Origin of the sequence: Bradyrhizobium sp. HKCCYLS3077 (assembly GCF_051167555.1) — a bacterium.
Lineage (GTDB): Bacteria > Pseudomonadota > Alphaproteobacteria > Rhizobiales > Xanthobacteraceae > Bradyrhizobium.
Map to the genome: position 1 here is coordinate 248,871 of NZ_JBNPTH010000001.1, position 11,289 is coordinate 260,159.

At 66.3% G+C, this 11,289-nt stretch carries 9 protein-coding genes; 1 reads left to right on the forward strand and 8 read right to left on the reverse strand.

The genetic code is table 11. The features are described from left to right. Positions 1–53 precede the first annotated feature (53 nt). The 8 genes from pnp to rimP all read right to left on the reverse strand — a co-directional run bounded on the left by pnp (position 54) and on the right by rimP (position 10,562). On the reverse strand, positions 54–2,210 hold the full coding sequence (gene pnp, locus ACQR0Z_RS01175; protein WP_434858065.1) for a polyribonucleotide nucleotidyltransferase: 2,157 nt from the start codon (positions 2,208–2,210) through the stop codon (positions 54–56). 364 nt (positions 2,211–2,574) lie between these two features. Further along, positions 2,575–2,844 (reverse strand): 30S ribosomal protein S15, encoded by a 270-nt coding sequence (gene rpsO / locus ACQR0Z_RS01180; protein WP_006608909.1) that lies wholly within the window; start codon positions 2,842–2,844, stop codon positions 2,575–2,577. A gap of 2 nt (positions 2,845–2,846) precedes the next feature. After that, complete coding sequence (truB, locus tag ACQR0Z_RS01185; RefSeq protein ID WP_434917413.1) at positions 2,847–3,947, reverse strand: tRNA pseudouridine(55) synthase TruB; 1,101 nt, start codon at positions 3,945–3,947, stop codon at positions 2,847–2,849. Then, positions 3,947–4,366 carry a 30S ribosome-binding factor RbfA gene (gene rbfA, locus ACQR0Z_RS01190; RefSeq protein ID WP_434917414.1) on the reverse strand — a complete coding sequence of 140 codons (420 nt, stop codon included), beginning with the start codon at positions 4,364–4,366 and terminating at the stop codon, positions 3,947–3,949. Before rbfA ends, truB begins: the two co-directional genes overlap by 1 nt. Positions 4,367–4,530: 164 nt before the next feature. Then, positions 4,531–7,308, reverse strand: a complete 2,778-nt coding sequence (gene infB / locus ACQR0Z_RS01195; protein WP_434917415.1) for a translation initiation factor IF-2 — start codon at positions 7,306–7,308, stop codon at positions 4,531–4,533. Positions 7,309–7,377: 69 nt separating this feature from the next. Then, positions 7,378–8,091: an RNA-binding protein gene (locus ACQR0Z_RS01200; protein WP_434876288.1), complete on the reverse strand. Its 714-nt coding sequence runs from the start codon at positions 8,089–8,091 to the stop codon at positions 7,378–7,380. Positions 8,092–8,160: 69 nt separating this feature from the next. Continuing rightward, a complete protein-coding gene (gene nusA, locus ACQR0Z_RS01205) occupies positions 8,161–9,774 on the reverse strand; it encodes a transcription termination factor NusA (protein WP_434917416.1) in 1,614 nt (537 codons plus the stop codon). Between the two features lie 14 nt (positions 9,775–9,788). After that, complete coding sequence (rimP, locus tag ACQR0Z_RS01210) at positions 9,789–10,562, reverse strand: ribosome maturation factor RimP (RefSeq protein WP_434917997.1); 774 nt, start codon at positions 10,560–10,562, stop codon at positions 9,789–9,791. A 336-nt stretch (positions 10,563–10,898) separates the two neighbouring features. Here rimP and ACQR0Z_RS01215 point away from each other — a divergent pair, with 336 nt between their 5' ends. Then, on the forward strand, positions 10,899–11,285 hold the full coding sequence (locus tag ACQR0Z_RS01215; RefSeq protein ID WP_434858071.1) for a DUF2336 domain-containing protein: 387 nt from the start codon (positions 10,899–10,901) through the stop codon (positions 11,283–11,285). The last annotated feature ends 4 nt before the right edge of the window (positions 11,286–11,289 follow it).

The window sequence follows — 11,289 nt, forward strand, 5'->3', positions numbered from 1 at the left end:
CAAAAAGGGCGGCCCGAGAGCCGCCCTTCGTCACTCATCGATGACTTGCCAGCTCACTCGCCGGCGGCTTCGCGCGCCTCGGCCGGAGCGTCCTTCTGCTTGGCCTCGAGGTCCTCGCCGGTGGTCTGGTCGACGACCTTCATCGACAGCCGGGTCTTGCCGCGGTCGTCGAAGCCGAGCAGCTTGACCTTGACCTTGTCGCCTTCCTTGACGACGTCGGTGGTCTTCTGCACGCGCTTGTCGGCGAGCTGCGAGATGTGCACGAGGCCGTCGCGGGTGCCGAAGAAGTTCACGAAGGCGCCGAACTCCATCACCTTGACGACGGTGCCGTCATAGATCTGGCCGACCTCCGGATCGGAGGCGATCGACTTGATCCACTTGATGGCGGCCTTCATGGCCTCGCCGTCGCTGGAGGCGACCTTCACGGTGCCGTCGTCCTCGATGTTGACCTTGGCGCCGGTCTTCTCGACGATCTCGCGGATCACCTTGCCGCCGGTGCCGATCACTTCGCGGATCTTGTCGGTCGGGATCTTGAAGGTCTCGATGCGCGGCGCGTATTCGCCGAGCTCGGCGCGCGCGTTGGTCAGCGCCTTGGACATCTCACCCAGGATGTGGATGCGGCCCTCGCGCGCCTGGCCGAGCGCCACGCGCATGATCTCCTCGGTGATGCCCTCGATCTTGATGTCCATCTGCAGCGAGGTGATGCCGCTCTCGGTGCCCGCGACCTTGAAGTCCATGTCGCCGAGATGGTCCTCGTCGCCGAGGATGTCGGACAGCACGGCGAAGCGGGAGCCTTCCAGGATCAGGCCCATCGCGATGCCCGCGGTCGGCCGCTTCAGCGGCACGCCGGCATCCATCAGCGCCAGCGACGAGCCGCAGACGGTGGCCATCGACGACGAGCCGTTCGACTCGGTCACCTCCGACACGACGCGCGTCGTGTAGGGGAACTCGTGGTGCGGCGGCAGCACCGGGTGGATCGCGCGCCAGGCGAGCTTGCCGTGGCCGATCTCGCGGCGCTTGGTGCCGCCGAGGCGGCCGGTCTCACCGACCGAGTAGGGAGGGAAGTTGTAGTGCAGCAGGAACGTCTCTTTGTACGTTCCCGACAGCGCGTCGATGTACTGCTCGTCCTCGCCGGTGCCGAGCGTGGTCACGACCAGCGCCTGGGTCTCGCCGCGGGTGAACAGCGCCGAGCCGTGGGCGCGGGGCAGAACGCCGACCTCGCAGACGATGTTACGCACGGTCTTGGCGTCGCGGCCGTCGATGCGCTTGCCGGTGTCCAGGATGTTCCAGCGAACGATCTTGGCCTCGAGCTCCTTGAAGACGGCGGCGACACGGAGCTTGTCGTATTTCGGCTCCTGGCCTTCCGGGAAGAAGTAGGCCATCACCTTTTCCTTGACGGCGCCGACCGCAGCATAGCGCTGCTGCTTGATCGGAATCGCGTAGGCGGTGCGCAGGTCCTGCTCGGCGATGCCGAGCATCTCCTTCTCGATCGCGCTGTTGTCGATGATCGCGACGTCGCGCGGATCCTTGGCGGCCTTCTCGGCGAGCTCGATGATCGCATTGATGACCGGCTGGAAGTGGCGGTGACCGAACATCACCGCGCCGAGCATGATGTCCTCGTTGAGCTCCTTGGCCTCCGATTCCACCATCAGCACGGCGTCCGAGGTGCCGGCGACGACCAGGTCGAGCTGGGTGTCGGCCATCTCGTCGAGGGTCGGATTGAGGATGTATTCGTCATTGGCGAAGCCGACGCGGGCGGCGCCGATCGGGCCCTTGAACGGAACGCCCGACAAGGTCAGCGCAGCGGACGCGGCGACCAGCGCCACGATGTCCGGATCGTTCTCCATGTCGTGCGACAGCACGGTCACGATGACCTGGGTCTCGTTGCGCCAGGCGTCGACGAACAGCGGGCGGATCGGGCGGTCGATCAGGCGGGAGACCAGCGTCTCCTTTTCGGTCGGACGGCCCTCGCGCTTGAAATAGCCGCCGGGGATGCGGCCCGCGGCGTAGGCCTTCTCCTGATAGTCGACGGTCAGCGGCAGGAAGTCGACGCCGTCGCGCGGCGCCTTGGCGGCGACCACGGTGGCGAGCACGACGGTCTCGCCGTAGCTGGCGACGACGGCGCCGTCGGCTTGGCGGGCGATCTTGCCGGTTTCAAGCTTGAGCGGACGTCCACCCCAGTCGATCTCGACGGAATGCTTGGTAAACATGGGTATCTTCTTTCATGAGATGATCGAAGGCAGACCCCCCAGAAACAAAAAAACCATGCGCAAGATGGCAGGGCGCTGGATTGCGATCAGCGCCCTGCGATCCTGCCATGGTTTTTTCATCTCGGATGGCGTCCATCCTTCTCGTGAGTAACGGGCACCTTGCCCGTCACGCCCAGCGGCCGGATTGCTGCTGAGCGTACTACATGGTCCGGGCAGGGACGGGCTTGGAAGCGTATCCGCTTCTTTCCGATGTCTGGCCAGACCGCATGATCCCGGACTCGTGAGCGCCGCAACGGGACGGCGCTCTCGGGATCATGCCGACAACGCGCGCAAATCTTCGCGCGCGCTCAGTCCAAGTCGAAGCTCAACGACGGATGTTGTGCTTCTCGAGCAGCGCCTTGTAGCGCGCCTCGTCGTTCTTCTTCAGGTAGTCCAGCAGCGAACGGCGGGTCGACACCAGCTTCAGGAGGCCGCGGCGGGAGTGGTTATCCTTGCCGTGGGTCTTGAAATGGTTGGTCAGGTTGTTGATGCGTTCCGACAGGATCGCAACCTGCACTTCCGGAGAACCGGTATCACCGGCCTTGGTGGCGTTCGCCTTGATGATTTCCGCCTTGCGCTCTGCGGTCACCGACATCGTCAGTCTCTTTCGTTGCGACCGGAGCTGGCAGTCAGTCCGGTCAGGTTGAACACGCGCTTGGGGATGAGTTCGCCATTGCCAATTTCGGCAAGCGCCAGAAGGCGGCCTGCGACCGTGACATAGACTGTGCCGCTACTATGGGGCGCATCCCGTCCGCGCAACAAAACGGCCTGGCCCCGATGGAGCCTTGCCGCATCAGCCCGAGTGACGGCCAGTGCCGGGATGTCGTCCAGCGCGGTCTCAACGGGCAAGAGTGCGTCGGCGAGGCTTCCCTCACCGGACGCGGCTCTATTGCACAAAGCCTCCAACTGTTCCAGCGGAATCATGTCGTTCTCGGTAAACGGACCCACCAGGGTCCGCCGGAGCGCGCTGATATGGCCGTAACAGCCGAGGATTCGGCCCATGTCGCGGGCCAGCGCCCGGACATAGGTTCCCTTGCCGCACTCGGCCTCGAACACCGAATGATCGGCGTCGGGCTGGTCGACCAGGGTCAATTCGTGGATCTCGACGGGGCGCGGCTGCAATTCGACCACCTCGCCGTCCCGGGCAAGGTCGTAGGCGCGCTCGCCCTGGATCTTGATCGCGGAATAGCGTGGCGGGGTCTGCTCGATGCGGCCGGTAAATTGCGGCAGCAGGGCGCGGATCGCCGCGACATCCAGGCGGTTGGGGCTGGTCTCGACGACGCGGCCCTCGGTGTCATCGGTATCTCGCTCCTCGCCCCAGGTGACGGTGAAGCGATAGCGCTTGCGGCCGTCCATCACGAACGGGACGGTCTTGGTGGCTTCGCCGAGCGCGATCGGCAGCCCGCCCGAGGCGAGCGGATCGAGCGTGCCGGCATGGCCGGCGCGCTTGGCCTGGAACAGCCTCTTGGCGACCGCGACGGCCTGCGTCGAGGTCATGCCGATCGGCTTGTCGAGCACCACCCAGCCATGCACGTCGCGCCGGTCGCGGCGCGGCTGGTTGCCGCCCTGACGCTGTTTGTTTCGCGGATCATTGTTGTCGCGCGGACGCCCGTCGGTGGCGTGATTTTTTTTGACGTTGACGGCGCTCGTGTCGGCGTGAGGCGTATCGACAGTGCCGGTTTCGGGGGGGATGGTCATCAGCTCTCTTCCGAATCCGAATGGAGGTCTCGTTGCACCGCAGGTGTTCGCAGTAATTTCTCGATCCGTTCCGCTTCGTCGAATCGTTCGTCCGCGCGGAAGCGGATGTCAGGTGCAAATTTCAGGTTAACGCGCCGCGCGACCTCGCCGCGCAGGAACTTCTTGTTGCGCTCGAGCGCTGCGAGCACGACTTCGGTGTCACGTCCGCCGAGCGGCATGATGTAGATCGTTGCAAGCTTGAGGTCGGGCGACATGCGGACTTCGGGCACCGTAATGATGTGTCCCTCGAGGTCCGGATCATGCGCGTGACCCTGGCTGAGAATGTCGGCGACAGCGTGACGCACGGTTTCGGCCACGCGCAGCTGACGCTGCGAGCCGCCGGAAGAAGCCGTGCTTCCCCTCTGATGATGACGAGGCATTTTGCAAAAAATCCAATGGATCGTCGCCCGGCGTGCGCGCGGGCGAACGGATCATTCTGATTGAGTTCAACGACGCTTGGTAAAGTTCAAGACGGGCGGCGATTCCGCTGACACACGGAATCGCCGCTCACTTGAAGATGCAGCGCGCTCTGTAGGATTCGGACTTACAGCGAGCGCTGAATGGTCTCCACGCGATAACACTCGATGACGTCGCCGACACGCATGTCGCCGTAGTTCTCGAAGGCCATGCCGCATTCCTGGCCGGCCTGCACTTCCTTCACTTCGTCCTTGAAGCGCTTCAAGGTCGACAGCTTGCCCTCGTGAACCACGACGTTGTCGCGGATCAGGCGGACATTGGCGCCGCGCTCGACGGTGCCGTCGGTGACGCGGCAGCCGGCGACCTTGCCGACCTTGGAGATGTTGAACACCTCCAGGATCTGCGCATTGCCGAGCATGGTCTCGCGCAGCGTCGGCGCAAGCAGGCCGCTCATCGCCTTCTTCACGTCATCCACGAGGTCGTAGATGATGTTGTAGTAACGGATCTCGATGCCGTTGCGCTTGGCGAGCGCAGCCGCTTCCTTGTTGGCTCGGACCGAGAAGCCGATGATCGCGGCGTTGAAGCCTTCGGCCAGTGTTACGTCGGACTCGCTGATGCCGCCGACGCCGGCATGCAGGATGCGGGCGGCAACTTCCTCGGTGCCGAGCTTCTCGAGCGAGCCGAGAATGGCTTCCAGCGAGCCTTGAACGTCGGCCTTGATGACCAGCGGGAATTCCTTGCGGCCCGCGGTCTTCAATTGCGACATCATCTGCTCGAGCGAGCCGCGCATGCCGGAGATCGAGGCAGCGGCGTTCTCGCGCTTCTGGTGCGCGCGGTAGCTGGTGACCTGGCGGGCGCGGGCTTCGTTCTCGACCACGGCGAGACGATCGCCGGCTTCCGGCGGACCGTTGAAGCCGAGCACCTCGACCGGGACCGACGGGCCGGCCTCCTGCAGGGTCTCGCCCTGGTCGGAGATCAGCGCGCGGACGCGGCCCATCTCGGCGCCGGCGACGATGATGTCACCGACGCGAAGCGTGCCGCGCTGGACCAGCACGGTGGCGACCGGACCACGGCCGCGATCGAGCTTGGCCTCGATCACGGTGCCCTCGGCCGGACGATCCGAATTGGTCTTCAGGTCGAGGATGTCGGCCTGCAGCGCGATCATCTCGAGCAGGCGGTCGAGGTTGGTCTTGTTCTTGGCGGACACCTCGACGTCGACGACCTCACCGCCGAGCGATTCCACCTGCACCTCGTGCTGCAGCAGCTCGGTGCGGACGCGCTCGGGCCGGGCGTCGGGCTTGTCGATCTTGTTGATCGCCACGATCATCGGCACCTTCGCCGCCTTGGCGTGGTTGATGGCCTCGATCGTCTGCGGCATCACGCCGTCATCGGCCGCGACCACCAGCACGACGATGTCGGTGACCTTGGCGCCGCGGGCGCGCATCGCGGTGAACGCGGCGTGGCCGGGCGTGTCGATGAAGGTGATCTTCTTGCCGGAATCCGGCGCCGTCACCTGATAGGCGCCGATGTGCTGGGTGATGCCGCCGGCTTCGCCGGAGACCACGTTGGCGTGGCGCAGCGCGTCGAGCAGCGAGGTCTTGCCGTGGTCGACGTGGCCCATCACGGTCACGACCGGCGAACGCGGCTCGGTGTCGGACGAATCGTCGACGATATCGAACAGGCCCTCTTCCACGTCCGAGGCGGCCACGCGCTTGACGGTGTGGCCGAGCTCTTCGGCGATGAGCTGCGCGGTATCGGCGTCGATCACGTCGGTGATCTTGTGCATCGCGCCCTGGCGCATCAGCAGGCGGATGACGTCGACCGCGCGCTCCGACATGCGGTTCGCGAGCTCCTGGATGGTGATCGCTTCCGGGATCGTCACCTCGCGGACGAGCTTCTCCTTCTGCTCATTGGCCGCGTGGCCCTTGAGGCGCTGGGTACGGCGGCGGAACGAGGCGATCGAGCGCTCGCGCACGTCGTCGGCAGTGAGCGCAGTGACGACCGTCAGGCGGCCGCGCTGCTTCTGCGGGCCTGGCTTGTGCGTGGTCTTCGGCGGCGGCGCAGGACGCGCGGCGCCACCGGGGCCGCGGCGGATCTGGCGCGGACCTTCATCCTCGTCGGGACCGGCTGCGACGCCAGGCGCGCGGCCGAGCGGGCCGCCGCCGGCCGGACGGGCTCCGGCAGGGCGGGCGCCTGCCGGCTGAGTGCCGGGCGGCCGCGACGGACCACCGATCTGCGGCGGGCGGCTGCCGGGTGCACCAACCGGGCGGCCGGGCGCCTGGGCCTGGCGGGCCGGAGCGGTCGCGGTCGGCTGCGGCGCGGCGGCCGCAGTCGCGGCGGCCGGTGCCGAGCGCGGCGCCTCGCCTTCGCCGAAGCGCTTCTTGGCTTCGAGCTCGGCCTTGCGCTTGGCTTCCTCTTCGTGGCGGTGACGCTCTTCCTCGGCCTTGCGGCGCGCCTCGGCAGCCTCGCGCTCCGCGCGTTCAGCAGCCTCGCGCTCGGCGCGGCGGCGAGCCTCTTCCTCGGCCTGGCGGCGCTCTTCCATGTCGCGCACCCGCGCGTCGGCCAGCGCGCTGGCGCGCGCCGAACGCTCGTCTTCGGTCAGGGTGCGGAGAACGACGCCGGAGCCGCTGCGCTGAGAGCCGGACGGACGCGGTCCCGATGGCCGGTTGCTCGGCGGCGGCGGCGGTGGCGGCGCCTTGGCGACGGTCGGCTCCGGCGCATGCGGCGCATCAGGCGCCCCATCGCCGACGCGGCGCTTGGTGCCCCGCTTCTCGACCACCACCTGCTTGCTCCGGCCGTGTGGGAAGCTCTGACGTACCGTGCCAGTCTCGACGCGCGGCTTGAGCGTCAAGGTCTTGCTCGGGACACCGAGTTTCTTGTCGCCCGGAGTGTTTTGATCGGCCATTCAGTCGTCCTAATCTCGTTTACCTGCGTGCGGGGCTGCCGCACCGTCCCATTCGTGCAATCGTCGTCGCTATGTCTTCGAAGTCGAAGCAGATTTCGTGGCCGCGGTTCCGGCGTTCTTGTCAGCGTCGGCCGACCGGTATCGGACCAGTGTCTGGCTGCGCGACAGGAATGTCCTGCTCGCCGGGCCTGCGAGCACGGCAGCATGTATCACATTTGAGCGCCCAAGTGCCAAATCCAATTCTGCCGAAGTGAGACAGCAGATGATCGGAAATGGCAGGGCTTGGTCGGCGTCCCCATCGGTCGGCCGCACCAGGGCATCGAGCTTGCGAATTCCGTCTGCGGCACCGTCCGACGCGTGGAGAAGGGCGGCCAGGCCGGCCCTGGACTGCCGCTGCGACAGCGCCGCTTCCACCTTGGAAAAACCCGATACGACCTGACCGGCCTTGGCGGCGATTCCCAGCGCCTCGATCGCGCTGCGAACCAGCAAGGCCTCCAGATCATCGGCAAGTGTCGGATGGACGCGAACGTTCGCCTTGAAGCCTCGGCTGAAATGGTGACGCCGCACCGCTTCCGCAACCGCCGGCTTCGAGGCCGCGATCCACAAGCCCCGCCCCGGAAGCTTGCGCTTGATGTCGGGCACGACCTCGCCCGTTGGACCCACGACGAAGCGGATCAGCTCCTCGATCGGCCGCACCTCGCGGCTGACCGCGCACATGCGCATGGTCGCGGACTTTTCGGTCCGCGGTCCATTGTCGAGCTCGGGGTCGGCCAAAGCGAGCATGCGGTGGTGCGGCTCCTCATCTCAAGCCAGCAGCGTCATGGCGGGGATCGTCGCGACTGTCGTCATGGGTCAGGCAGGCTGTCCTTCGGAGGCGTCCTCGTCTTCGGCCTCGGGCTTGGTCAGGTCGGCTTCGCTGATCCAGCCGGCCTTGACGCGGGCCTGCATCACCATGGCCTCGGCATCGTCACGCGACACGTCGAGGCCGTCGAGGAAGCCGGCAAATTTGGTGGACTCGCCGCCTTCCTTGCGCTCGACCCAGCCGACCAGATCGTCGGTGGCGCAGCCGGCGAGGTCGTCGACGGTCTTGATGTCGTTCTCGCCGAACTTGACCAGCATCTTGGAGGTGACGCCGGGCACGTCCTTCAACGCGTCCTCGACGCCCAGCTCCTTGCGCTTGGCCTCGAGCTCGGCCTCCTGCTGCTCCAGGAATTCGCGGGCGCGGGTCTGCAGCTCGGTCGCGGTCTCCTCGTCGAAGCCCTCGATGCCGGCGAGATCCTTCAGATCGACCAGCGCCAATTCCTCCACCGAGGTGAAGCCTTCGGACGCCAGGAGCTGACCGACGACCTCGTCGACGTTGAGCGATTCCATGAACACGCGGGTCGAGTTCTCGAAGTCGGCCTGGCGGCGCTCCGATTCCTCCTGCTCGGTGAGGATGTCGATATCCCAGCCGGTCAGCTGCGAAGCGAGGCGGACATTCTGGCCGCGGCGGCCGATCGCCAGTGACAGCTGGTTGTTGGTGTCGGGGACGACGACCTCGATGCGCTCGCGGTCCTCGTCGATGACGACCTTGGCGACTTCGGCCGGCGCCAGCGCGTTGACCACGAAGGTCGCGATATCAGGGGACCACGGGATGATGTCGATCTTCTCGCCCTGCAGCTCGTTCACCACGGCCTGCACGCGCGAGCCGCGCATGCCGACGCAGGCGCCGACGGGATCGACCGAGGAGTCGCGCGACACGACGCCGATCTTGGCGCGCGAGCCGGGATCGCGGGCGACCGCCTTGATCTCGACGATGCCGTCATAGATTTCCGGCACTTCCTGCGCGAACAGCTTGGCCATGAACTGCGGATGGGTGCGCGACAGGAAGATCTGCGGGCCGCGGGTCTCGCGGCGTACGTCGAACACATAGGCGCGGACGCGGTCGCCGTTGCGGAACACCTCGCGCGGCAGCATTTCGTCGCGGCGGATGATCGCCTCGCCACGGCCGAGGTCGAGGATCACGCTGCCATATTCGACGCGCTTGACGACGCCGTTGACGATGTCGCCGATGCGGTCCTTGAATTCCTGGTACTGCCGGTCGCGCTCGGCCTCGCGCACCTTCTGCACGATGACCTGCTTGGCCGACTGCGCGGCGATGCGGCCATACTCGAGCGGCGGCAAGGTGTCGGCAATGGTGTCGCCGATCTGCGCGCCCGGATTGGCGCGACGGGCATCATCGAGCGAGATCTGGTTGGAGGGGTTTTCGACCTTCTCGACCACCAGCATGTGGCGCGACAGCCGGAGCTCGCCCTTGCGCGGGTCGATCTCGGCATGGACGTCGGTCTCGCTGCCATAGCGGGCGCGGGCGGCCTTGGCGATCGCGTCTTCCATGGCCGCGATCACGATGCCGCGGTCGATCGACTTCTCGCGCGCGACGGCGTCGGCGATCTGCAGCAGTTCCAACCGGTTGGCGCTGACGGCCATGGGTCTAGTCTCCTCTAATCAGGATCGATCTCGCCTCTGCGCGCGCGGTCGGCGGCGAGGCGATGTTTCTTGGTGTTGGTCGGCAGCGGCTTCTTGGCCGGCTTGCTGTCCTTGGTGCCGTCCTTGGCTTTCGGCCTCGGCTTGGCCTGCGCGGCCGGCTTGGCGTGCGGCGCCAGCGGCGGAGCGATGCCCAGCTCGCGCTTTCTTTCGCGCTCGGCGGCCTTGCCTCGGCGCATGGACTCGGCGATCAGCTCGTCGGTCAGCACCATCTTGGCATCGCCGATGTCGGTCATCGGTAGCACGACATCGGGGTCGACGTCCTTGGCGACGTCGTCGCGGGTGATGCGCACGCCGTCACCTTCGACGCCCTTGATGATGCCACGGAAGCGCTTCCGGTTCTGATGCGCCACCGCCATCTCGATCTTGACGAGATGGCCGATGTGACGCTCGAAATCGGAGCGGCGCACCAGCGGCCGGTCGATACCCGGCGACGAAATCTCGAGACGATAGGCGCGGTCGATCGGGTCGGCGATGTCGAGCACGGGCGACAGGGCCCGCGACACCGCTTCGCAATCCTCGATCTGCATCGTACCGTCGGGACGTTCGGCCATCACCTGCACGGTGCAGCCGGCCTCGCCGGAAATCCGGATCCGCACCAGCCGGTAACCCATTCCCTGCAGCACCGGATCCGCCACCGCGGCCACGCGCGCCCCAACGCCCGGCTCGACGACGAGGCGGGGCTCGGTCAGGAGGTCGGTGTCAGCGGTTGCGAACGTAGGTTCCGTCATCGAGGCGTCGATCGCGTGTCTTGCTTGTCTGGGCCGTTTGGCCGCTCCGACCGCGCTCACCGGATCAATCGCGCCCTCGGCGGAGCGATCCAGGTAACAAAAAAGAGCGGGTCCGGAGGGGCCCACTCTCACTACGCGATCGTATATGAGATGATGTTTGATGGCGCTGATATAGCCGCTTTGCCGGCCCGCGGCAAGGGTCGTGTCGGCTGAAAGCGGCCCGCGGAACTGCCAAATCGACGCCCGATCTCGCCATTTTGCCCGGCAATCGCATCCGGAGCGACAGAGCCGGCGGTCGCGGGCCGATAACCGGTCGTTCACCAAGATCGTCTAAATTTGAATCATGTCGCCGTGCCCGTCGTGCCGGACCTGTCTGACGATCATCTGAAGCAACTGATGGCCGGCACGCTCGATGTCGTTAAGCGGCGGCTGTTCGACGTGGTGAAGCCGGACAGGCAGGCGATCTCCGCGCTCGCCGCGATGACGGGGCTGAAGATCGCGACGTTGGACCGGCTGGTCTCCGGTGATCGCCACGATCTGCTGCTGATCCTCGGGCGAACAATCGGACTCGAATGGCACACGGTGCATGCGCTGATCCAGCTTCGGCTCGGGCCGAAGCGCGTTCCTGCGCAGCGCGACATCGAGGCCATCAAGCTGGCCTATGCGCGGCTGGCATCGTCGACCGCCGAGCGCGTCGTCGCATTCTGGCAGACGCGGCACTGAGCCC

Bases quoted from the DNA above. Each gene is read 5' to 3' on its own strand.
- pnp (WP_434858065.1), bottom strand. From the start codon at position 2,210: ATGTTTACCAAGCATTCCGTCGAGATCGACTGGGGTGGACGTCCGCTC.
- rpsO (WP_006608909.1), bottom strand. From the start codon at position 2,844: ATGTCGGTGACCGCAGAGCGCAAGGCGGAAATCATCAAGGCGAACGCC.
- truB (WP_434917413.1), bottom strand. From the start codon at position 3,947: ATGACCATCCCCCCCGAAACCGGCACTGTCGATACGCCTCACGCCGAC.
- rbfA (WP_434917414.1), bottom strand. From the start codon at position 4,366: ATGCCTCGTCATCATCAGAGGGGAAGCACGGCTTCTTCCGGCGGCTCG.
- infB (WP_434917415.1), bottom strand. From the start codon at position 7,308: ATGGCCGATCAAAACACTCCGGGCGACAAGAAACTCGGTGTCCCGAGC.
- ACQR0Z_RS01200 (WP_434876288.1), bottom strand. From the start codon at position 8,091: ATGCTCGCTTTGGCCGACCCCGAGCTCGACAATGGACCGCGGACCGAA.
- nusA (WP_434917416.1), bottom strand. From the start codon at position 9,774: ATGGCCGTCAGCGCCAACCGGTTGGAACTGCTGCAGATCGCCGACGCC.
- rimP (WP_434917997.1), bottom strand. From the start codon at position 10,562: ATGACGGAACCTACGTTCGCAACCGCTGACACCGACCTCCTGACCGAG.